Raw genomic sequence first — 21,933 nt, 5'->3', positions numbered from 1 at the left:
AAAGTTCCCCATTGAAAGCGATTTCAGTCATGTTTTTGTCATCAATTTGAATATTTATAACTTATTCATCGAAGCGAATTAATGGTTGGTAGCGGTTTCATGATGGATCTTTTCGCTTTTGCTCCCGTTTGGGTGGTGAATTATTGCATGGTTAGGTCGATTATCATCGTACAAAACCCTCCACGGCCAATGCTGGGCGATTTGTCGCCATTTTGTGAATCAGCTCATGTTTGTCCCGAAATTGGCTACCTATAATCGGCCTCGGTTATCACCTAAACGTTTTTATGGTGATAAGAACTTGGATATTCAGGATCACACTCCTCTCAGCGGGAATAAGGAAAATGAAAATGAAAGCAAAGTGGCTCCCGATCGCTGCAGCAGTAACCGCAGCCCTGGCTTCCCAAGCCGCCTTCGCCGTTGATTTCCACGGCTACTTCCGTTCAGGTGTCGGCGTTTCCGGTGACGGCGACATGGTGAAATACAACGTGAACAAGGTTGGTCGTCTGGGTAACGAAAATGATACCTACGGCGAAGTTCAGCTGGGTCAGGAAGTATTCAACAAGGACGGCAAGACTTTCTACGTTGACTCCATGTTTGCCATGACTTCCAACGGTTCCAACGACTGGGAAGGTACCGGCACCGTTTGTAACTTCGATGCCAAGCAGTGTAACGGCGACTCCGATTTCGCGCTGCGCCAGTTCAACGTGCAAGCCAAGGGTCTGCTGGGCTTCGCCCCGGAAGCCACCCTGTGGGCTGGTAAGCGTTTCTACCAACGTCACGACATCCATATCTCTGACTTCTACTACTGGAACATCTCCGGTGCCGGTGCCGGTATCGAAGGCATCCAGGCTGGTCCTGGCAAGCTCTCCTTCGCCTGGGTCCGCAACGACCGCAGCGCGGCCGATGTGTTCGGTCAGTACAACCAGATTGGAACAGACCCGACTACCGGTAATCCTATCTATCGTAAAAACGAAGACTTGAACGTCAACACGCTGGACCTGCGTTATGCCGGTATCCCGCTGTGGAGTGAAGCATCTCTGGAAGTCGGCGCCATGTATGCCCTGGTCAACGAGACCGACGCTCAGAAACAGCTGAAAAACAACAACATGAAAGACGGCGTCATGCTGACCGCCGAACTGACTCAGGGTGTGTTGGGTGGTTTCAACAAGACCGTGCTGCAGTACGGTACTGAAGGCTACTCCAAGACCATGGCCTACTACGGTGACGGCTCTTGGTATGGTGCTGAGGCCAAAGACGGTGCCGATGGTTATCGCCTCATCAACTGGGGTGTCATCCCGATGGGCAACTCCTGGGAGATGGGTCACCAGCTGGTCTACGGTGTAGGCAACGAGATGTGGGACACTCAAGACAAGTTTGAAACCATGTCCGTCGTTGTTCGCCCGATGTACAAGTGGGATGACTTCAACAAGACCATCTTCGAAGGCGGTTACTTCAAAGAAAAAAATACCTTTACCAACAAGGCTGATGAGAAAGACGCTGGCTACAAGCTGACTCTGGCTCAAGCCTGGTCTGCCGGCTCCAGCTTCTGGGCCCGTCCTGAAATCCGTGTGTTCGCCTCCTACCTGGCCAACGACGAAGACAAGAAAGTGTTCGAAGGTGATACCTCCAAAGACACCTACCAAGTTGGTGTTCAAGCGGAAGCTTGGTGGTAAGCAGCTGTTTAAGTTAAGTTAGTCACTGCCCCCGTATGGGGGCAGTTTTGTTTCGCCGGGTAACGGCAACCGGGTTATGGAGATAAGAAGAATGAAACTGGTAAAGATGTCTATCGCAGCCGTGGTTACTGCGCTGTTGGCCGGTTGTTCCGGTAGCATGTTGGTCCCCGTGCAGGATCATGCATCCATCCTGAGTAATGCCGATCAGGCCAAGCAGGCGCTCTCGCAGGCGACCAGCTGCTGTGCCGCTTTCAGCGATTTCAATTATGTGGCGTTGCCGGAGGGCGACACTCTGCTGGCCCTCGACAGCAAGCAACCCAGTTTTCAGTTTGACGAGGGGATGAGCTATTTCGCCGCTTATCGCCTGCCGGCCAATACCGGCAATCTGGCCATCAGCATCGCATCCCAGGTGAGCAAGACGGTGCTGATCCCGCAGGTCATCATGCTGGATGCCCAGTTCAAGGTGACGCGCGTGCTGGGTGAATCGGTATTCACCTATCAGCCGGCCCATCTGCTCGATAACGACAGGATTGAGGGCAAGTTGTTCGTCGACCGCAGCATGCCGGGCAATCCGGCGGCCGAGACCTATATGATTGTCTATGCCCCGGCCAACAAGCTGGCAGGCAGCACCACCATACTGCACCCCTCCAAGGCGTTTGCCAGAGCCAACGGGACGGTTGAACCGGATATCAAGGACCCCGTGATCCCGCATTCCCCATGGGGCCTGGTACAGATCAAGGTGGCCGACATGGCAAAAGGGCAGGGACTGGAAGCGGTCTTCAAGCCTGAATATGCCGACAAGGTAGCAATGAGCAAGGCTGCACCGGCGGCGACGGCCGTTGCGGCAGGCACTGTGGCGACCGCTGCGGTAGCCGCGCCTGCCAAGCCTGCGCCCGCCATGCTGAACGAAACCGAGGCCTTCTATCAATCCCAGATCGAAAAAGCGGTGAAAGCCGGTGACATTGACAAGGCGATGCAACTGGTCAGCGAGGCTGAACGAGCGGGCTCGACCAAGGCGAAATCGATCTTTATTGATGCGGTGAAGCGCTCCCAAAAGGGCTGAATATTGCCCGGTCTTTAAAATATAATATTTATTTGAGGCCTCCCTTGTTGGAGGCCTTTTTAATCGGTAGACTAAAATAGAAAAAACAGCAAATGGTTACATTAAGTTACAATGCGTTTCGTTGAGTATTAATTTGATTGGCTAAAATACAATGCGAAACAGCACTTTTCATATTTATGGCTTAGCATGAAGATGCCGAAATATATCCGTAATTAGCTGAAAATTCCCGCCGAAATTATCTTGTGATCTCCCCTCCAAATTTTTTATTCGCTTACCCCTGATGGAAGATATTTGCGATCTGCTGGGTTATATTCAGTTGGTCAAAATAAACAAACCCGCGTCGAATTCATGCCGATGAGAGATGATGTTGATGATCGTCTATAAATTGGACTGAAGCGTCTACGGTAAGACATTCCATTCAGGAGCGCACACATGTTAAAAAATGCTTTCTCTAATCTGCAAAAGGTCGGTAAGGCGCTGATGCTGCCAGTATCGGTCTTGCCCGTTGCAGGTATTCTGCTGGGGGTGGGGGCTGCCCACTTCAGCTGGTTGCCGGAAATTGTCTCCCAATTGATGGAGCAGGCTGGTGGTTCCGTATTTGGTCAGATGGCCCTGCTGTTCGCAGTGGGTGTGGCCCTCGGCTTTACCAATAACGACGGCGTATCCGGTCTGTCAGCCATCGTTGGCTACGGCATCATGGTTGCCACCCTGAAGGTCATGGCGCCTGTGATGGGCGTTGAGACCATCGAAACCGGCGTCCTGGGCGGTATCCTCGCCGGTGGCGTGGCCGCATGGGCGTTCAACCGCTTCTACAAGATCCAGTTGCCCGAGTATCTGGGCTTCTTCGCCGGCAAACGCGCCGTGCCCATCATCACAGGTTTCGTCTCCATTGGCCTGGGCGTGATCCTGTCCGTCATTTGGCCGCCGGTGGGCGCTGCCATCGGTGCCTTCTCCGACTGGGCTGCCAACCAGAACCCGGTACTGGCTTTTGGTATCTACGGCGTGGTTGAGCGCTCCCTGATCCCGTTCGGTCTGCACCACATCTGGAACGTACCTTTCTTCTATCAGGCTGGTACCTGTGTCAACGCTGCCGGTGAAACCGTACACGGCATCATGACCTGCTTCCTGACTGCTGACGACGCTTCCCGCGCTGCCGGCAACGGCTTCGGTCAGCTGGCTGGTGGCTACCTGTTCAAGATGTTCGGTCTGCCTGCTGCCGCGTTTGCCATCGCGCACTCCGCCAAGCCGGAAAACCGTGCCAAGATCGTAGGTATCATGGCCTCTGCCGCCCTGACCTCTTTCCTGACCGGTATCACCGAGCCGATCGAATTCTCCTTCCTGTTCATCGCCCCGGTACTGTACGCCATCCACGCCGTGCTGGCTGGTCTGGCCTACGTGCTGACCAACTCCCTGGGCGTGGTACACGGTCACACCTTCTCCAACGGCTTCATCGACTTCGTGGTGCAATCCCCGCGTGCCGATCACATGCTGCTGCTGGTGGGTCTGGGTCTGGTCTATGCCGTCATCTACTACGTGGTCTTCACCGTGGTCATCCGTGCCATGAACCTGAAAACCCCGGGTCGTGAAGACGAAGCGGCCGAAGAGAGCGTTGGTCAGAGCAAGGACGAGATGTCTGCCGCACTGGTCTCTGCCTTCGGTGGCAAAGAGAACATCGCTTCGCTGGACGCCTGCATCACCCGTCTGCGGGTCGGTGTGAAAGACGTGGCCAAGGTTGACCAGGCTGGTCTGAAGAAACTGGGCGCTGCCGGTGTGGTAGTGGCAGGTTCCGGCGTACAAGCCATCTTCGGTACCAAGTCCGACAACCTGAAAACCGACATGGACATCTGGATGAAGAGCAACTAATCCTGTTGCCTGAATACCAGAGTTGTTAAAAAGGGAGGCGCAAGCCTCCCTTTTTGCTGGGCGTCATAGGGTAGCCGGATGCGGTGGTGCATGTTTCGACCGGCGCGGTATCAATGTTGCTATCGCTTTTGAGTTAAAAGAAAAAGGCGCCCATGGGCGCCTTTGTTGCATCAGACCGGTTTAGAGCTTTTCCAGATCCCGCTCGATTTCGCTGATCTTGTTCTGCACCACTTTTTCTAGGTGGCGCAGGTCGCGCAAGATCTTCTGCTTGATGTCCGGGTCGGCCTGCACGTGCACGCCCTGGGTCAGGTTGTCGAGCTCATCCACCACGTACTTGAGGTTGGCGTTGATCTCGGTGACATCCTTGTACTCGTGGGTGCCCGAATCGACCAGCATGGTCTTGCGCTGGCGCGGATACTTGAACTTGACGCTCTTGGCGAAGAACTCGCCCTTCTGTTTCTTGAAGTAGATCTTGAGGATGTCGTGATTGGCTTCCTGGCGCAGGGTATAGCTGTCCACTGAGGTGGGTTCCTGGATCCCCAGGCTCTTCAGATTCTCGTACATCGGGCTTCCTCGGTTTGAAACGATCCTGACCAATCTATCTTAACCGAGTCGGTGTGGCTTGCCTGTGACAGGGGCGCCAAAATCAAAAGGGCGCCATCAGGCGCCCTTTTAAATCACTGCAAAACTGCTTACTCGTCGATGGAGCGCAGCAGGGCGTTGATGCCGACCTTGGCGCGGGTCTTGGCATCTACCTTCTTGACGATGACGGCGGCGTACAGGCTGTACTTGCCGCACTTGGAGGGCAGGGAGCCGGAGACGACCACTGAGCCGGCCGGGACGCGGCCGTAGTGGATCTCGCCGGTCTCACGGTCATAGATGCGGGTGGACTGGCCGATGAAGACGCCCATGGAGATGACGGAGCCCTCTTCCACGATCACCCCTTCCACCACTTCGGAACGGGCACCGATGAAGCAGTTGTCTTCGATGATGGTCGGGTTGGCCTGCAGCGGCTCCAGTACGCCGCCGATGCCGACGCCGCCGGAGAGGTGCACGTTCTTGCCGATCTGGGCGCAGGAGCCCACGGTGGCCCAGGTGTCGACCATGGTGCCTTCATCGACGAAGGCGCCGATGTTGACGTAGGAGGGCATCAGCACGGTATTGGGGGCGATGAAGGAGCCTTTGCGGGCGGTGGCCGGCGGCACCACGCGCACACCGGCAGCCTTGAACTGCTCGGCGCTGTAGTCGGAGAACTTGAGGGGAACCTTGTCGTAGTACTGGGCGTCGTCGCCCTTGATGATGCCGTTGTCATTGATGCGGAAGTAGAGCAGTACCGCCTTCTTCAACCACTGGTGTACCACCCACTCGCCGGCAATCTTCTCGGCGACGCGAGCCTTGCCGGAGTCCAGCAGGTCGATGGCTTGCAGGATGGCGGCCTTGGTGGCGGCATCGACGGAGCCGGGAGTGATGGAATCACGGCGCTCGAAGGCCGCTTCGATGATCTGTTGCAACTCGGTCATGACAGGTTTCCTTTAAAAAATTCCGTTTGTTGTATCACACTTTTCCAATTGTTTTTAAGGGCTCGGGCCGATTTCTTCACGGGAACGCCGATTTATTGTGCTTGCGTGGTCCAACCATTTGTTCTGCTTGATAAATCAGGGGCAGACTCGGCGTCTTGTGAAGCCTTCATAGGCCCGGCCTGCCCTCATCATCGGCCGACTCTTGCGGGTTGAGCTGGTTGACCAGCCGCTCCTCCAGCGCCTGCTGCTCGGCCTGGGTCAACGGCTCGCCGGCCAGGGTGGTGAGGCTGAAAAAGTCCTCCACCCGCTCGCCGATGGTGGTGATCTTGGCGGCATGGAGCGACAGGCCGCACTGCTGGAACACGGCGCCGATGCGGGCCAGCAGCCCCGGGGTATCGAGCGCGGTCAGCTCCAGCAGGGTGTGGCGGGTCTCCCCTTTGTGGGGCAGAAAAACCACCCGGGTCGGCACGCTGAACTGGCGGTGGCGCCGTGACAGGGGCTTGCTGCGCAGCACCAGCTTGCCCGGCTCCTGCAGCGCCTTCTCCAGCGCCTTCTTGATGGTGGCGGTGCGGTTGGGGCTGATGGGCTCGCCGTTGGGCTCGAGCACCACGAAGGTATCGAGCACATAGTCGCTGCGCGAATTCATGATCTGGGCGTCGTGGATATTGAGGTTCTTCTGATCCAGCGCCGAGGCCACGGTGGCGAACAGATTCGGGGTGTCGCGACAATAGATGAACACCTCGCTGCCGCCGCGGGTCGGGTGCTTGCCGATGATCACCAGCGGCGCCGGGTTGTCGCCGTGTTCGATGATCTTGCGGCAGTGCCAGGCGATCTGCTCCGGCGTATGGCGCAGGAAGTAGTCGGCCTTGAAGTCGCTCCAGAGCTGGTTGATGGCTTCCTCCGGCACGTCGCGCTGGGCCAGGATCTGCTTGGCCTGGCGCTGGTTTTCGCGGATCTTGAGGCGCATGTCGGGCGGATTTTCCAGCCCCTGGCGCAGCGCCTTCTGGGTGGCGAAGTAGAGCTCGCGCAGCAGGGTGCCTTTCCAGTCGTTCCAGAGGGTGTCGTTGGTGGCGCAGATATCGGCCACGGTCAGGCAGTAAAGCAGGTCGAGGTGCTGCTCGTCGCGCACCTTCTGGGCAAAGTCGGTGACCACCTCGGGGTCATAGATGTCGCGGCGCTGGGCGGTGACCGACATCAGCAGGTGGTGGCGTACCAGCCAGGCGACCAGCCGGCTTTCGTAGCGATCCAGGCCGTGCAGCTGGCAGAACTCCAGCGCATCGACGGCGCCGAGCTCTGAGTGGTCGCCACGCCGCCCCTTGGCGATGTCGTGGAACAGGGCGGCGATGCTGAGCAGCTCCGGCTTGCGCAGCCGGGTGAACACCTCGTGGCAGAGCGGGTGGGTCTGGCGGCTGGCCGGGTTGGGAAACTGATGGATGTTCTTGAGCAGCCGGTGAGTGTGTTCATCCACCGTGTAGGCGTGGAACATGTCGAACTGCATCTGGCCGACGATGAGGTTCCACTGCGGCAGGTAGGCCGCCAGGATGCCGTACTTGTGCATCAGGGTGAGCGGCTGGCCGATGCCGTTGGGGTGGCGCAGCAGCGCCATGAACAGGCGGCGGCATTCCGGCAGATCCTGCAGCCAGCAGTTGAGCTTGCGGCGCGCCTCGCGCAGCTGGCGCAGGGTGGCGGAGTGAATGCCGGCAATCTCCGGGTGCTGGGCTATCTGGTAGAAGAGGCGCAGGATGGCTGCGGGCTCGCGGCCGAACAGCTCGGAATCCACCGCATCGATGAGGCGCCCGCGCAGCTGGAACTCGTCGGAGAGGCGGCGCACGTCCATGGCGGTGTTGCCGAGGATCGCCTCGTCAAACAGCTGCAGCAGCATCTCGTTGAGCTCGGAGACCCGCCGCACCGTCTGGTAGAAGCGTTTCATCATCTGCTCGACCGGGGCGTTGCCTTCCCCCTCGAAGCCCAGCATCTGGGCCACGGTACGCTGGCGATCGAACAGCAGCCGGTTGTCGCCCTTGTTGATGGCCATGTGCAGGGCGAAGCGCACCTTCCACAAAAAATTCTGGCAATCGAGCAGCTCGCGATACTCGGCCCGGTTGAGGAAGCCGTGGCTGGTCATCTCGAACAGGGTGGTGGCGCCGAAGTGACGGCGAGCCACCCAGGCCAGGGTCTGGATGTCGCGCAGGCCGCCCGGATTGCTCTTGAGGTCCGGCTCCAGCTTGTAGGCGGTGCCGAGAAACTGCTGGTGGCGCTGGGCCTGCTCTTCGCGTTTGGCCTTGAAGAACTGCTCGCTTGGCCAGAAGTGCTGGGGGCCGGTGGCCTCCTTGAGCTGCTGGAAGCCCGCCTCGCGGCCGGTGATGTAGCGCGCCTCGATGAGGTTGGTGGCAACCGTGATGTCGCCGCGTCCCTGCTCGAGACACTCGGCTACGTTGCGCACCGCCTGGCCCACCTCCAGCTTGAGATCCCACAGCAGGGTGATGAACTCACCGATGCGCAGCCCCAGCACCTCGTCCAACTCGTCCCCTTCGTAGAGGATCAGCAGGTCGATGTCGGAGTGGGGGTGCAGTTCGCCACGGCCATAACCACCCACCGCGATCAGGGTGAGCTCCGTCTTGTCGAAGCCGAACTTTTGCCACAACCGGGTCAGCAGCTCGTCCATGTATTCGGAGCGGGTAGCCACCAGTTCGATGATGTTGTCACCGGCATCGAAGCGGGCGTGCAGCCAGCCGAGAAAACGGCTCAGGTACTCCTTGCAGTTCTCGCGGGTGAGCTGAGCGTCGGGTAACAGGTGGGGGGAAAGCAGGCTGGCATCCATGGCGTCTCACACTCTACTGTCGCACGCCTGTGCGCTGTTCTCGCACGGGTTCGCGGCTGATAAAAACAAAACCCCGGCGGGAGGCCGGGGTTTGATGTTAACCGTGTTTGATGAGACGGTCGATAGTGTCATCCGGGCGCAGGGTCAGCACCTCGCAACCATCCTCGGTCACCAGCAGGGTGTGTTCCCACTGGGCGGAGTCGCCGCCATCCTTGGTGGTCACGGTCCAGCCATCCTTCGGATTGACCTTGCAGTGGTACTTCTTGCTGTTGACCATGGGTTCGATGGTGAAACACATGCCCGGCTTGAGCTCCTGCTTGCCGCCGTTGCGATAGTGCAGGATCTGCGGCTCTTCATGGAACTCGGCCCCGATGCCGTGGCCACAGTAGTCGCGCACCACGGAGAAACCGGCCTTCTCTACGATGGGCTGGATCACGGCACCGATCTCGGTGATGCACATGCCCGGCCGCACCTGCTTGATGGCGGCGTAGAGGCTCTCCTGGGCGACCTTGCACAGCTGACGGCGCAGCGGGGTGGTCTCACCCACGATGAACATGGCCGAGGTATCGCCGTGGTAGCCATCCTTGATGACGGTGATGTCCAGGTTGATGATGTCCCCTTCCCGCAGTTTCTTGTGGTTCGGGATGCCGTGGCAGATCACATCGTTCACCGAGGTGCAGATGGACTTGGGGAAGCCGTGGTAGTTGAGCGGCGCAGGGATGGCCTGCTGCACGTCGACGATGTAGTCGTGGCAGAGGGTGTTCAGTTCGTCGGTGGTGACGCCCGCCTTGACGTGGGGGGCGATCATGACCAGCACATCGGCGGCCAGTTGGCCGGCAACGCGCATCTTTTCAATCTCTTCCGGTGTCTTGATTTTAATGGACATGGGATCTCTCTTGGGACCTGATCGCGCATCTATCGATGTCCGGCAATCAGGTAATGAAAAATAGATGCGTTTGCAATCAGGCCAAAATTTTATCCCCAACCCCCGTTTACTTCCAGTGTGATTGTCATCACAGCGTCAAATCGGCGCTTCAGCATGCTGCCCAGGGATCCATTTTTAGCGGTTAGGCTGGTGGTGTCCTGACCAAAGTTATGGTATAAAGCGCGCCGGAATGGGGAACTTGTGTCCTCATTCCATCACCCTTACTTAAACAACACACACACATCGACACATATGCCGGGGTGCCTTAACGGGTCGGTTATATGGGATGTGTGGAGGCCTAACCCCAATAGAGGTATAAAATGGCTAAAGTTTCTATGCGCGACATGCTGCAAGCCGGCGTTCACTTCGGTCACCAGACTCGTTACTGGAACCCGAAAATGAAATCCTACATCTTCGGTGCCCGCAGCAAGGTTCACATCATCAACTTGGAAAAAACCGTTCCGATGTTTGACGATGCCATGAACTTCATCAGCTCCGTAGCTGCCAAGAAGGGCAAGGTACTGTTCGTAGGTACCAAGCGTGCCGCGTCTGAAGCCGTAAAAGAAGCCGCTGAGCGTTGCGACCAGTTCTATGTTAACCACCGCTGGCTGGGCGGCATGCTGACCAACTGGAAAACCGTTCGTCAGTCCATCAAGCGCCTGAAAGATCTGGAAACCCAGAGCCAAGACGGTACCTTCGACAAGCTGACCAAGAAAGAGGCGCTGATGCGTACTCGCGAAATGGAAAAGCTGGAGAAGAGCCTGGGTGGTATCAAGAACATGGGCGGCCTGCCTGACGTTCTGTTCGTTGTCGATGCCGACCACGAGCACATCGCTATCAAAGAAGCCAACAACCTGGGTATCCCGGTAGTTTCCATCGTTGATACCAACTCCAACCCGGACGGCGTTGACTATGTCATCCCGGGTAACGACGACGCTATCCGTGCCGTTCAGCTGTACCTGAATGCTGCTGCTGACACCGTACTGGAAGCTCGCGCTCAGGACATCGTTGTTCAAGCCGAACAAGATGGCTTCGTTGAAGCTGAGTAATTGATAAGGACTGCAAAGCCCTTATTAACCAAGCTGATGTAATTGGTTAGCAGGGGCCCTTGTGGCCCCTGTTTCTTGTCAATTCAAGACCGAGGATACTGGACATGGCAAACATTTCTGCCGCCCTGGTAAAAGAACTGCGCGAGCGCACCGCCGCTGGCATGATGGATTGCAAAAAAGCACTGGAAGAAGCCAACGGTGATATCGAACTGGCTATCGAAAACATGCGCAAATCCGGTCAGGCCAAAGCCGCCAAGAAAGCTGGCCGTATCGCCGCTGAAGGTGTGATCTTCGCCCGTACCGAAGGCAACGTTGCCGTCATGATCGAGCTGAACTGCGAGACTGACTTCGTTTCCAAGGATGCCGGCTTCCTGGCCATGGGTCAGAAAATCGTTGAAATCGCCGCTACCCAGAAGATCGCTGACGTTGACGCGCTGAAAGCCGCCGACTTCGGCAACGGCGAATCCGTCGAGCTGACCATCACCAACCTGATCGCCAAGATCGGTGAGAACATGAACCTGCGTCGCGTGATGCTGGTTGAAGGTGACAACCTGGGCACCTACGTTCACGGCTCCCGCATCGGTGTTATCACCAAGCTGGCCGGTGGTTCCGACGAGCTGGCCAAAGATCTGGCCATGCACGTTGCTGCCAACAGCCCGCAATTCGTCAAGCCGGAAGATGTATCTGCCGAAGTCGTTGCCAAAGAGCGCGAAATCCAGATCGACATCGCCATCAACTCTGGCAAGCCGAAAGAGATCGCCGAGAAAATGGTTGAAGGCCGCATGAAGAAGTTCACCGGTGAGGTTTCCCTGACTGGTCAACCGTTCGTGAAAGATCCTTCCATGACCGTTGCCGAGCTGCTGAAGAAAGAAGGCGCTGACGTTGTTTCCTTCACCCGTTTCGAAGTGGGCGAAGGCATCGAGAAGCAAGAGACCGATTTCGCTGCGGAAGTTGCAGCCCAAATCGCGGCCGCTCAAAAGGCCTAATCGAACCGGTTTTTCCGTTTCCCCAGACCGCGACTTATGTCGCGGTCTTTATATGACCAGGAATCAGTGACATGAGTACCAATCCCAAGCCTGCATACAGACGTGTTCTTCTGAAGTTGAGTGGTGAAGCCCTGCAAGGATCCGAGGGTTTTGGCATTGATCCGGCGGTGCTGGATCGGATGGCCCAAGAGATCAAAGAACTGGTTGAGCTGGGTGTTCAGGTCGGTCTGGTCATCGGTGGCGGCAACCTGTTCCGTGGTGCCGGTCTTGCCAAGGCGGGCATGAACCGCGTGGTGGGCGACCACATGGGTATGCTGGCTACCGTGATGAACGGTCTGGCCATGCGTGATGCCCTGCATCGTGCTTATGTGAATGCCCGTCTGATGTCTGCCATCTCCCTGCAAGGCATCTGTGACTCCTATGTCTGGGCCGAAGCCATCAGCCAGCTGCGCGCCGGCAAGGTGGTGATCTTCTCCGCCGGTACCGGCAACCCCTTCTTCACGACCGATTCTGCGGCCTGTCTGCGCGGGATCGAGATCGAAGCTGACGTCGTGCTCAAGGCCACCAAGGTCGATGGCGTGTTCACCGACGATCCGGTCAAGAACCCGGATGCCGTGCTGTGCCATGAACTGAGTTATGATGAAGTTCTTGAAAAAGAACTCAAAGTAATGGATCTTGCTGCTTTTACTCTGGCCCGCGACCACGATCTGCCGATCCGGGTGTTTAACATGAACAAGCCGGGTGCGCTGCGTCGGGTGATCATGGGCGAGCCGGAAGGTACCCTGATCCATCACGTCAGCAAGTGAGACAAGCGTGAGCTTCGGCTCGTTTGTCCATGACGCCAGCCAATAAGATAGATACGGGCCGGTTGACGGCTCGTTCGCCAAAAGGAAAACCACTGTGATCAACGAGATTAAAAACGACGCCAAGGACCGCATGGCCAAGAGCGTAGAGTCGCTCAAGACCCAGATGTCCAAGATCCGTACCGGCCGTGCTCACCCGAGCCTGCTCGACGGTATCCAGGTGGAGTATTACGGTGCGGCCACTCCTCTGAAACAGTTGGCCAACGTGGTGGCTGAAGATGCCCGCACCCTCTCCATCTCCATCTTTGACCGCTCCATGATCCAGGCGGTGGAAAAGGCCATCCTGACCTCCGATCTGGGCCTCAACCCGTCCAGCAACGGCCAGACCCTGCGCGTGCCGCTGCCGCCGCTGACCGAAGAGCGTCGTCGCGACCTGACCAAGATCGTGCGTGCCGAAGCGGAAGGTGCCCGGGTTGCCGTGCGCAACATCCGTCGCGATGCCAACGCCGACCTCAAAGCGCTGCTCAAAGACAAAGAGATCTCCGAAGACGACGACCGTCGTGCTCAGGAAGAGATCCAGAAGCTGACCGATTCCTTCATCAAGCTGGTAGACGAAGCACTGGCCCTGAAGGAAAAGGAGCTAATGGAAATCTAAGCCTCTGACAGGTATATTACGAGCGCCGTGTAGTGCCCCTGCACGGCGCTTTTGTCTTTGTGGGAGAAATGAATGTCGCTTTTGGCAGCCGTAGGTGATTGCGCCAATTCGTCCTTGCCTCGTCACGTCGCCATCATCATGGACGGCAACGGACGCTGGGCCCAGAACCGTGGCAAGATGCGGGTCTATGGCCACAAGGCAGGCGTGAAGTCTGTTCGCGAGGCGGTAACCTTTGCTGCGCGGGCCAAGATAGACGCGCTGACCCTGTTTGCGTTTTCCAGCGAGAACTGGCGTCGCCCGGAAGGGGAGGTCAGCGCCTTGATGGAGCTGTTCATGACGGTGCTGGGCCGTGAGGTGCAGAAGCTGCACAGCAACGGCATCCGGCTCAAGGTGATCGGCGATACCGCCCGTTTCAGCGAGCGTCTGCAGACCAAGATTGCCAAGGCGGAGGCGCTGACCGCCAACAATCAGGGGCTGACCCTCAATATCGCCGCCAATTACGGTGGTCAGTGGGACATCGCCCAGGCGGCCCGCAAGCTGGCCCGTGCCGTGGCGAGCGGGGAACTGGCTGCCGACCAGATAGATGAAGCCATGCTTGGCCGCGAGGTATGCATGGCCGACCTGCCGCCGGTGGATCTGCTGATCCGCACCGGGGGCGATCATCGCATCAGCAATTTTGTGTTATGGCAGCTCGCCTATGCCGAGCTCTATTTTACCCCGGTGCTGTGGCCTGATTTCAACGAGGCCGAGTTCAGCGAGGCCGTTGCCTCCTTCGTGGCCCGTGAGCGTCGTTTCGGCTGCACGGGTGAACAGATCCGGGAATTGATCGCCGAGCAACAGACCGGCTAACCCCCCTCCCAAGAGAGAGGCTTCTTTTGCTAAAACAACGAATTATTACCGCATTGCTACTGGTTCCCCTGGTGTTGGGGGCGCTGTTTTTTCTGCCGTTGAAATTCTTTGCCCTGTTGGCATCCCTGGTATTTCTGTTGGCCAGCCGCGAGTGGAGCGGCTTCGTCTCTGCCAAGCCGCAGCAGTGGCTGCCGCTGGTGTACTGCCTGCTGCTCGGCGCCAGCCTGTTCTGGCTGCCGGTGGAGCAGCTGTGGACTCCTCATCTGCATCCGCTGGTGATGGGCGTGCTCTGGACCGCCGTCAGCTGGTGGCTGCTGGGGCTGCTGCTGGTGTTGCGCTACCCCCAGAGCGCCAAGCTGTGGAAGGAGTCCATCTGGCTCAAGTCCCTGTTCGGCCTGGTGACCCTGGTCCCCTTCTTCTGGTCCCTGGTGGCCATCCGTGGTTACAACTTCTATCACGACCCCATGATGGGGGCCTGGATCCTGCTGTTCGTGATGGGACTGGTCTGGGCGGCAGATTCTGGCGCGTATTTTTTCGGCAAGGCGTTCGGCAAACACAAGCTGGCGCCGGCCGTGAGCCCCGGCAAAACCATCGAAGGCATGTGTGGCGGCCTGTTTACCGCCAGCCTGCTGGCGGTCGGGGTGACCTGGTTCATGGGCTTCGTGCCCGCCAAGATGGCCATCGTGCTGTTCTGCTCCTTGCTGGCGGTGCTGGCCTCGGTGCTCGGCGATCTCACCGAGAGCATGTTCAAGCGCGAAGCCGGCATCAAGGATTCAGGCACCCTGTTGCCCGGCCACGGTGGCATCCTCGACCGGATCGACAGCCTGACCGCCGCGCTGCCGGTGTTCCTGCTCAGCTATCTGCTGCTCAGCCAGGAGTTTTGATGCTCAGCCTGATGCGTCTGCCTGCGGCGGGCGCCATCCATTCGTCATACAGCGGGAGTTTTGATGCATAACCTGGTGATTCTGGGAGCCTCCGGTTCCATTGGTCAGAGTACGCTCAAGGTACTGCGGCACAATCCGGGGCGCTGGCAGGTGCTGGCGCTGACCGCGGCCCGCAGCGTGGACGCCATGCTGCGCGACTGCCTCGAATTCTCTCCCCGCTTCGCCGTCATGGTGGACGAGGCCGCCGCCAGCGAGCTGGCCGCTCAACTGAAGACCCACGGCAGCGCGACTCGCGTCATGGCTGGCCCCGCCGCCCTGTGTGAAGTGGCCGCTCACCCCGATGCCCACAGCGTGATGGCCGCCATCGTCGGCGCCGCCGGGCTTGCGCCCACCATGGCTGCGGTGCGTGCCGGCAAGCGCATCCTGCTGGCCAACAAGGAAGCCCTGGTGATGTCCGGCGCCTTCTTCATGGAGGCGGTGCGCGAGCACGGGGCCGAGCTGCTGCCCATCGACAGCGAACACAACGCCATTTTCCAGTGCCTGCCCGAGGCCATTCAGCGCCAGCCGGGCTTTTGTGACCTGGCGGGAGCGGGCATCAGCAAGATCCTGCTGACCGGCTCCGGTGGCCCGTTCCGTTATACCGACATCGCTGAGCTGGCACGCGTCACCCCGGCTCAGGCCATCGCCCATCCCAACTGGTCCATGGGGGCCAAGATCTCGGTCGACTCCGCCACCATGATCAACAAGGGGCTGGAGTATATCGAGGCGCGCTGGCTGTTCAACGCGGCGCCCGAGCAGATCCAGGTGGTGATCCATCCCCAGTCGGTGATTCACTCCATGGTGCAGTACAAGGATGGCTCCGTGCTGGCCCAGCTCGGCAATCCGGACATGTGCACCCCCATCGCCCACGCGCTGGCCTATCCGGCTCGAATCGAGTCCGGTGTGGAACCTTTGGATTTCTTCAGTGTCGGAGAGTTCAGCTTTATCCGTCCCGACTATGAGCGCTATCCCTGCCTGCAGCTTGCCATGCATGCCTGTCAGCAGGGGCAGGCTGCAACCACGGCCCTCAATGCCGCCAACGAGGAGGCCGTGGCGGCTTTCCTTGCAGAGCGGATCGGTTTTATGGATATTGCCAGAGTCAATGAGGCCACCATGCTCGCCCTGGGCGGTACGGCGGCCGGTTCGCTGGACGATTTGATTGCGCTGGATGGGGCGGCCCGTGCCCGTGCTCACAATTTGATTGAGGAGCTTAGCTGATGAGAGCTGTTTCGTGGCATTGTGCTGCCTTCACCCTGATTGTCGGAGACAGGACCATGCATGAAAGCGAGGTGATGGGCTGATGGGCGGTGTGTTGTGGAACATCGGTGCCTTTATCGTCGCCCTCGGGCTGCTGGTTGCGGTACATGAATTCGGCCACTTCTGGGTGGCCCGTCGTTGCGGCGTCAAGGTCGAACGTTTCTCCATCGGTTTCGGCAAGGCCATCTGGCGTCGGCTGGGCAAGGATGGCACCGAGTACGTGCTGGCCCTGATCCCCCTCGGCGGTTACGTCAAGATGCTGGACGGCCGGGTGGACGAGCTCAAACCCGGTGACGAGCAGTTCGCTTTCAATCACAAGAGTGTCTGGGCGCGGATGGCCATCGTGGCAGCCGGCCCCATGGCCAACTTCGTGTTTGCCCTGTTCGCCCTCTGGCTGATGTTCATGATCGGCGTGCCCGCCGTCAAACCCGTGGTGGGCGAGGTGCGTCCCGCCTCCATCGTGGCGGCGGCCGGGGTGGAACCCGGCATGGAGATCGTCGGCGTCGGCGGCGAGGAGACCGGTGACTGGGAGAGCGTGACCTATGCCCTCATCAGCCACCTTGGCGATGACTCGGTCCAGCTGAAGCTCAAGGCGGCCAACACCAGCTACGCGGTGGACAAGACCCTGCAGCTGGCCGGCTGGAAGTTTGACCCCGACAAGGAGTCTCCCATCGGCAGCCTGGGCATAGTGCCGCTCGGTGGCAAGGTGCTGCCGGTGGTCGATGCGGTGGTGGCCGCGAGCGCCAGCGAGAAGGCCGGCGTTCAGGCGGGCGATCGCATCAAGCGGGTAGGGGAGCAGGAGATCACCGAGTGGGCCCAGTTTGTCCACCAGGTGCAGCAGTCGCCCCAGCAGCCGCTTGAGGTGACCGTCGAGCGGGCGGGCAGCGAGCTGACCCTGACCCTGACGCCGGATGCCAAGAAGGTGCGGGGCCAGCTGGTCGGTTTTGTCGGCCTGTCGCCGCAACTGGTTCCATTACCGGATGAGTATCGGATTCTGTTACAGTATGGGCCTTTGCAAGCCCTGTGGCAGGGCGCCCAGAAGACTTGGAGCCTGACCACCCTGACCTTCGACATGATCGGCAAGCTGATCGGTGGCATCGTCTCGCTGGACAACCTGAGCGGCCCCATCTCCATTGCCAAGGGCGCGGGCAGCAGTGCCGACTACGGTCTGGTCTACTTTCTCGGCTTTCTGGCGCTGATCAGCGTCAACCTGGGGATCATCAACCTGTTCCCCCTGCCGGTGCTGGACGGTGGCCATCTGGTCTACTTCCTCATCGAGGCGGTCACCGGCAAGCCGGTATCAGAAAAAATTCAGGAAGTGGGTTTCCGGATTGGCGCCGCCATTCTGATGTTACTGATGGGTATTGCGCTGTTTAATGATTTCGCTCGCCTCTGAGGCCAGAGCATCAACAAGGACACATAAGAACAAAATGGCTGTTAAAAAAGCATTGGTGTTGAGTTGCCTGCTGGGTGCCAGTTTCCTGGCCCAGGCGGCCCCTGCCTCTTTTGTGGTGCAAGATATTCAGGTTGAAGGTCTGCAGCGGGTGACCCTGGGTGCCGCCCTGCTGAACCTGCCGATCCGGGTGGGCGATTCCGTCGATTCCGTGACGCTGGCCAACGCCATCAAGAAGCTCTATGCCTCCGGCAACTTCGAGGACGTCAAGGTCTACCGCGACGGCCAGGTGCTGCAAGTGGCGGTCAAAGAGCGGCCGACCATCTCCAGCATCGAGTTCTCCGGCAACAAGGATATCAAGGAAGAGCAGCTGACCCAGAGCCTGGAGTCCTCCGGCATCCGGGTGGGTGATCCGCTGGATCGCACCGTGCTGAGCTCCCTCGAGAAGGGGCTGGAAGATTTCTACTACGGCGTGGGCAAGTACTCCGCCAAGGTCAAGGCCATCGTCACCCCGCTGCCGCGCAACCGGGTCGACCTCAAGTTCACCTTCGTGGAAGGGGAAGCGGCCAAGATCCAGCAGATCAACATCGTCGGCAACAACGTGTTCCCGGAAGAGAAGCTGCTGGCCCAGCTCTCCCTCAAGGATGACGTGCCCTGGTGGAACTTCACCGGTGACCAGCGCTACCAGAAGCAGAAGCTGGCCGGCGACATCGAAACCCTGCGCTCCTACTACATGGACCGCGGCTACATCCGCTTTACCCAGGAGTCGACCCAGGTCTCCATGACCCCGGACAAGAAGGGGGTCTACGTCACCCTCAACGTCAAGGAAGGGGATCAATACAAGGTGTCCGGCATCCAGCTCAAGGGCGATCTGATCGATCGCGGCGGCGAGATGAAGGGGCTCATCCCCATCGAGACCGGCAGCATCTACTCCGCCAGCCAGGTGACCCACACCGAAGAGGTGCTCTCCAAGTTCCTCGGTCGTTACGGCTACGCCTACCCGAAAGTGGTCACCTTCCCGCAGGTCAACGACCAGACCAAGGAAGTGGAGCTCATCGTCAACATCGAGCCGGGCCCCCGCGTTTACGTGCGCAACATCAACTTCACCGGCAACGTCACCACCAAGGACGAAGTGCTGCGCCGCGAGATGCGTCAGATGGAGGGCACCTGGCTCTCTTCCGACAGCGTCGAGCAGTCCAAGACCCGTCTCAACCGCCTCGGCTTCTTCGAAACCGCCGAAGTGGACACCAAACGGGTGCCGGGCAGCGATGACCAGGTCGATCTGGACTTCAAGGTCAAGGAGCAGCCGGCCGGTTCCATCAACGCCGGTGTGGGCTACGGTACCGAATCTGGCCTGAGTCTGCAGGCGGGCCTGCAGCAGGACAACTTCATGGGGACCGGCAAGAAGATCGGCATCTCCGCCAGTACCAACAAGTACTCCAAGAGCGTCGACCTCAGCTACAACGATCCCTACTTCACCGTGGACGGGGTCAGCCTCGGCGGTCGTCTCTACTACAACCAGTTCAGTGCGGCCGACGCCAACATCGTGGACTACGAGAACACCACCATCGGCTTCCGCCTCTCCAGTGGTTTCCCGGTCAACGAGAACAACCGTCTCGACTTCAGCCTCGGGGTCGAAAACAACAAACTGTCCCAGCCCAACCCCTATCTGCAGGTGGATGAGTTCTGGAAGGTGTACAGCGAGAACAAGGATGGCGACAACCGCATGGTGTTCAACACCGTCGACGTCACCGCCGGTTGGACCCGTTCCACCCTCAACAAGGGCCAGTTCCCGACCGCCGGTGACCGTCAGCGGGTCAACGCCAAGGTGACCGTGCCGGGCATGGATCTGCAGTACTTCAAGCTCAACGCCGAAGACGCGCACTACTTCCCGTTCGATGCGGATCACAAGTGGGTGCTGATGGCCAAGGCGCGTGCCTCCTACGGCAACGGCTACGGCAGCAACGGCAGCTATGACCACGTATTGCCGTTCTTCGAGAACTACTTCGCCGGTGGTTTCGACACCCTGCGCGGCTTCAAGAGCAATACCGTGGGTCCGAAGGCGCTCTACTACTACAACCTGAGCGGCAACGACGTCATCCAGGGCACCGATAGCTCGGTGGGCGGCAACGCCCTGGCGGTCGCCTCCCTCGAGATGATAGTGCCGACGCCGTTTGCGTCCGAGACCTATCAGCCGCAACTGCGGACCAGCTTCTTCATCGATGCCGGTTCCGTGTGGGATACCACCTTCGACTATGACCAGTACCGCAACCGTTGCTTCAGCGGCTGCAACTATCTGGCCGACTATTCGGATCCGACCAACTACCGCGCCTCGGCCGGTCTGTCGCTGCAGTGGCTCTCCCCGATGGGCCCGCTGGTGTTCGCGATTGCCCGTCCGCTCAAGCAGTACGAGGGCGACCGGACCGAGTTCTTCTCATTCAACATCGGCCGTACCTTCTAAGGACGGACCCTGCCCCCACCCAGCGGTGGGGGTATTCAATGATGGGACGCGCAGCTTGCGTGCCTCACCAGGTAACAAGTCGGTCCGGGTACCACTTGCATAATCAGGTAAATCAGGTAGCCCTCACATGAGGGAACAAGGAGTAAGTGTGAATAAAGCGTTGAAAGTAGCTGGTTTGAGTTTTGCACTGATGGCTGCCGGCATGGGCTCCGCCTTGGCCGAGACCAAGATCGCCGTGGTCGACATGGGCGAAGTATTCCAAAAGCTGCCCCAGCGTGAAGCAGTCTCCAAGAAGCTGAAAGGCGAATTCGAGCCGCGCATGCGTGAGCTGCAGAAGCTGGAATCCGACGGTCAGAAACTGGTCGAGAAGTTCAAGAAGGACGAAGCCTTCATGAGCGCCGAGCAGAAGAAGCAGAACCAGGAGAAGCTGGCCAAGCTGCAGATGGAGTTCAACCAGAAGCGTCAGGCGTTTGAACAGGACAACGGTCGCCGTCAGTCCGAAGAGCGCAACAAGATCCTGACCAAGGTGCAGGCTGCCATCGATTCCATCGCCAAGAGCAATGGTTACGATCTGGTGCTGGAGCGCAACGCCGCCCCGTATGCCGCCAGCAAGCTGGACATCTCTGCCCAGGTTATTTCTCAGGTAAGCAAGAGCAACTAATTGATGGCATTCACTCTCGCACAGCTGGCCCAGCAACTGGGGGCCCAGGTCCATGGCGACGGAACCCTGGAAATCCGCAAGGTAGCGACACTGGAAAAGGCCGGGGAGGGGGACATCACCTTCCTGTCCAATAAAAAGTACCGGCATTATCTGGAGCAGAGCAAGGCGACCGCCGTGCTCATCACAGAAGCGGATCTGCCATTTTGTCCCACCAATGCCCTGGTGCTCAAAGACCCCTATGTGGGCTTTGCCCGGGTAGCCCAACTGCTGGACACCACCCCGCAGCCGGCCACGGATATCCATCCGAGCGCCGTCATCGCGGCAGACGTGCAACTGGGCGAGAGAGTGGCCATCGGGGCCAATGCGGTGATCGAATCCGGCGTGGTGCTGGGGGATGATGTGCGCATCGGTCCGGGCTGTTTCGTTGGCAAGAATACCCGACTGGGAGCTCGCTCCCGGTTGTGGGCCAACGTCACCCTGTATCACAACATCACCATGGGCACCGACTGTCTGGTTCAATCCGGCACAGTGATCGGGGCCGATGGGTTCGGTTATGCCAACGAGCGCGGCGAGTGGATCAAGATCCCCCAGCTCGGCGGCGTGACCATCGGCAACCGGGTCGAGATCGGTGCCTGCACCACCATCGACCGCGGCGCGCTGGAAGATACCCGCATCGCTGACAACGTCATCATCGACAACCAGTGCCAGATCGCCCACAACGTCGAGATCGGCTACGGCACCGCCGTGGCGGGCTCCACCGTGATGGCAGGTAGTCTCAAGGTCGGCAAATACTGTATCATTGGCGGCGCCTCCGTCTTTAACGGGCACATGGAGATCTGCGACCAGGCCACCGTTACCGGCATGGCCATGGTGATGCGACCCATTACCGAGCCCGGTGTCTACTCTTCCGGCATCCCCCTGCAAACCAATAAAGAGTGGCGCAAGACCGCCGCCCGGGTGATGCGTATCGAAGAGATGCACAAGCGGTTGAGCAAGCTTGAGAAGAAGCTGGACCAAGAATAATCACGATT

Annotated in this window: 18 protein-coding genes; 14 read left to right on the top strand and 4 right to left on the bottom strand. The window is 59.0% G+C overall.

The genetic code is table 11. The annotated features are described in order from the left end of the window. Nucleotides 1-347 precede the first annotated feature (347 nt). From OKC44_RS03205 to ptsG, 3 genes are all read left to right on the top strand, one after another. A complete protein-coding gene (locus OKC44_RS03205; RefSeq protein ID WP_319867471.1) occupies nt 348-1,673 on the top strand; it encodes a maltoporin in 1,326 nt (441 codons plus the stop codon). Between the two features lie 91 nt (nt 1,674-1,764). Beyond that, nucleotides 1,765-2,736 carry a MalM family protein gene (locus OKC44_RS03200; RefSeq protein ID WP_270811002.1) on the top strand — a complete coding sequence of 324 codons (972 nt, stop codon included), beginning with the start codon at nt 1,765-1,767 and terminating at the stop codon, nt 2,734-2,736. Nucleotides 2,737-3,168: 432 nt separating this feature from the next. Then, nucleotides 3,169-4,599 carry a PTS glucose transporter subunit IIBC gene (gene ptsG, locus OKC44_RS03195; protein WP_016349865.1) on the top strand — a complete coding sequence of 477 codons (1,431 nt, stop codon included), beginning with the start codon at nt 3,169-3,171 and terminating at the stop codon, nt 4,597-4,599. A 180-nt stretch (nt 4,600-4,779) separates the two neighbouring features. Here the strand turns inward: ptsG and OKC44_RS03190 are convergent, their stop codons facing one another. The 4 genes from OKC44_RS03190 to map all read right to left on the bottom strand — a co-directional run bounded on the left by OKC44_RS03190 (nt 4,780) and on the right by map (nt 9,826). Next, nucleotides 4,780-5,163, bottom strand: coding sequence for a DUF3461 family protein (locus OKC44_RS03190; RefSeq protein ID WP_011705091.1), 384 nt, complete (start codon nt 5,161-5,163; stop codon nt 4,780-4,782). 128 nt (nt 5,164-5,291) lie between these two features. Then, the gene (gene dapD / locus OKC44_RS03185) at nt 5,292-6,119 is read right to left on the bottom strand and encodes a 2,3,4,5-tetrahydropyridine-2,6-dicarboxylate N-succinyltransferase (protein WP_005303473.1); all 828 of its coding nucleotides are present in this window, start codon (nt 6,117-6,119) and stop codon (nt 5,292-5,294) included. 166 nt (nt 6,120-6,285) lie between these two features. After that, complete coding sequence (gene glnD / locus OKC44_RS03180; RefSeq protein ID WP_024946045.1) at nt 6,286-8,940, bottom strand: bifunctional uridylyltransferase/uridylyl-removing protein GlnD; 2,655 nt, start codon at nt 8,938-8,940, stop codon at nt 6,286-6,288. 97 nt (nt 8,941-9,037) lie between these two features. Further along, the gene (map, locus tag OKC44_RS03175; RefSeq protein WP_011705093.1) at nt 9,038-9,826 is read right to left on the bottom strand and encodes a type I methionyl aminopeptidase; all 789 of its coding nucleotides are present in this window, start codon (nt 9,824-9,826) and stop codon (nt 9,038-9,040) included. A 359-nt stretch (nt 9,827-10,185) separates the two neighbouring features. On the opposite strand from map, the gene rpsB reads away from it, so the two are divergent. From rpsB to lpxD, 11 genes are all read left to right on the top strand, one after another. Next, the gene (gene rpsB / locus OKC44_RS03170) at nt 10,186-10,914 is read left to right on the top strand and encodes a 30S ribosomal protein S2 (protein ID WP_005303470.1); all 729 of its coding nucleotides are present in this window, start codon (nt 10,186-10,188) and stop codon (nt 10,912-10,914) included. A gap of 104 nt (nt 10,915-11,018) precedes the next feature. Continuing rightward, a complete protein-coding gene (tsf, locus tag OKC44_RS03165) occupies nt 11,019-11,900 on the top strand; it encodes a translation elongation factor Ts (protein WP_016349867.1) in 882 nt (293 codons plus the stop codon). 71 nt (nt 11,901-11,971) lie between these two features. Continuing rightward, a complete protein-coding gene (gene pyrH / locus OKC44_RS03160; protein WP_011705095.1) occupies nt 11,972-12,706 on the top strand; it encodes a UMP kinase in 735 nt (244 codons plus the stop codon). A gap of 94 nt (nt 12,707-12,800) precedes the next feature. Beyond that, a complete protein-coding gene (gene frr / locus OKC44_RS03155) occupies nt 12,801-13,358 on the top strand; it encodes a ribosome recycling factor (RefSeq protein WP_011705096.1) in 558 nt (185 codons plus the stop codon). Nucleotides 13,359-13,430: 72 nt separating this feature from the next. Next, nucleotides 13,431-14,207, top strand: coding sequence for a polyprenyl diphosphate synthase (gene uppS, locus OKC44_RS03150; RefSeq protein ID WP_270810999.1), 777 nt, complete (start codon nt 13,431-13,433; stop codon nt 14,205-14,207). 26 nt (nt 14,208-14,233) lie between these two features. Continuing rightward, nucleotides 14,234-15,091 carry a phosphatidate cytidylyltransferase gene (locus OKC44_RS03145; RefSeq protein WP_005303453.1) on the top strand — a complete coding sequence of 286 codons (858 nt, stop codon included), beginning with the start codon at nt 14,234-14,236 and terminating at the stop codon, nt 15,089-15,091. 63 nt (nt 15,092-15,154) lie between these two features. Then, a complete protein-coding gene (gene ispC / locus OKC44_RS03140; protein WP_270810997.1) occupies nt 15,155-16,348 on the top strand; it encodes a 1-deoxy-D-xylulose-5-phosphate reductoisomerase in 1,194 nt (397 codons plus the stop codon). Nucleotides 16,349-16,430: 82 nt separating this feature from the next. Continuing rightward, entirely contained in the window at nt 16,431-17,783 is a 1,353-nt protein-coding gene (gene rseP / locus OKC44_RS03135) for a sigma E protease regulator RseP (protein WP_044799422.1), read from the top strand. Between the two features lie 34 nt (nt 17,784-17,817). Further along, nucleotides 17,818-20,241, top strand: a complete 2,424-nt coding sequence (gene bamA, locus OKC44_RS03130; RefSeq protein WP_011705100.1) for an outer membrane protein assembly factor BamA — start codon at nt 17,818-17,820, stop codon at nt 20,239-20,241. Between the two features lie 148 nt (nt 20,242-20,389). After that, nucleotides 20,390-20,902, top strand: a complete 513-nt coding sequence (locus OKC44_RS03125) for an OmpH family outer membrane protein (protein ID WP_011705101.1) — start codon at nt 20,390-20,392, stop codon at nt 20,900-20,902. 3 nt (nt 20,903-20,905) lie between these two features. Beyond that, the gene (gene lpxD / locus OKC44_RS03120; protein ID WP_011705102.1) at nt 20,906-21,925 is read left to right on the top strand and encodes a UDP-3-O-(3-hydroxymyristoyl)glucosamine N-acyltransferase; all 1,020 of its coding nucleotides are present in this window, start codon (nt 20,906-20,908) and stop codon (nt 21,923-21,925) included. Nucleotides 21,926-21,933: the final 8 nt, after the last annotated feature.

This window comes from Aeromonas sp. S41-2 (assembly GCF_027705845.1).
Taxonomy (GTDB): domain Bacteria; phylum Pseudomonadota; class Gammaproteobacteria; order Enterobacterales; family Aeromonadaceae; genus Aeromonas; species Aeromonas hydrophila.
This window is presented reverse-complemented; position numbering and strand designations above follow the sequence as displayed.

Excerpts from the sequence above, each read along its gene's own strand:
- ptsG (WP_016349865.1), top strand. The coding sequence starts at position 3,169 with ATGTTAAAAAATGCTTTCTCTAATCTGCAAAAGGTCGGTAAGGCGCTG.
- dapD (WP_005303473.1), bottom strand. The coding sequence starts at position 6,119 with ATGACCGAGTTGCAACAGATCATCGAAGCGGCCTTCGAGCGCCGTGAT.
- rseP (WP_044799422.1), top strand. The coding sequence starts at position 16,431 with ATGGGCGGTGTGTTGTGGAACATCGGTGCCTTTATCGTCGCCCTCGGG.
- OKC44_RS03190 (WP_011705091.1), bottom strand. The coding sequence starts at position 5,163 with ATGTACGAGAATCTGAAGAGCCTGGGGATCCAGGAACCCACCTCAGTG.
- rpsB (WP_005303470.1), top strand. The coding sequence starts at position 10,186 with ATGGCTAAAGTTTCTATGCGCGACATGCTGCAAGCCGGCGTTCACTTC.
- map (WP_011705093.1), bottom strand. The coding sequence starts at position 9,826 with ATGTCCATTAAAATCAAGACACCGGAAGAGATTGAAAAGATGCGCGTT.
- glnD (WP_024946045.1), bottom strand. The coding sequence starts at position 8,940 with ATGGATGCCAGCCTGCTTTCCCCCCACCTGTTACCCGACGCTCAGCTC.
- ispC (WP_270810997.1), top strand. The coding sequence starts at position 15,155 with ATGCATAACCTGGTGATTCTGGGAGCCTCCGGTTCCATTGGTCAGAGT.
- OKC44_RS03205 (WP_319867471.1), top strand. The coding sequence starts at position 348 with ATGAAAGCAAAGTGGCTCCCGATCGCTGCAGCAGTAACCGCAGCCCTG.
- OKC44_RS03200 (WP_270811002.1), top strand. The coding sequence starts at position 1,765 with ATGAAACTGGTAAAGATGTCTATCGCAGCCGTGGTTACTGCGCTGTTG.
- pyrH (WP_011705095.1), top strand. The coding sequence starts at position 11,972 with ATGAGTACCAATCCCAAGCCTGCATACAGACGTGTTCTTCTGAAGTTG.
- tsf (WP_016349867.1), top strand. The coding sequence starts at position 11,019 with ATGGCAAACATTTCTGCCGCCCTGGTAAAAGAACTGCGCGAGCGCACC.
- lpxD (WP_011705102.1), top strand. The coding sequence starts at position 20,906 with ATGGCATTCACTCTCGCACAGCTGGCCCAGCAACTGGGGGCCCAGGTC.
- bamA (WP_011705100.1), top strand. The coding sequence starts at position 17,818 with ATGGCTGTTAAAAAAGCATTGGTGTTGAGTTGCCTGCTGGGTGCCAGT.
- uppS (WP_270810999.1), top strand. The coding sequence starts at position 13,431 with ATGTCGCTTTTGGCAGCCGTAGGTGATTGCGCCAATTCGTCCTTGCCT.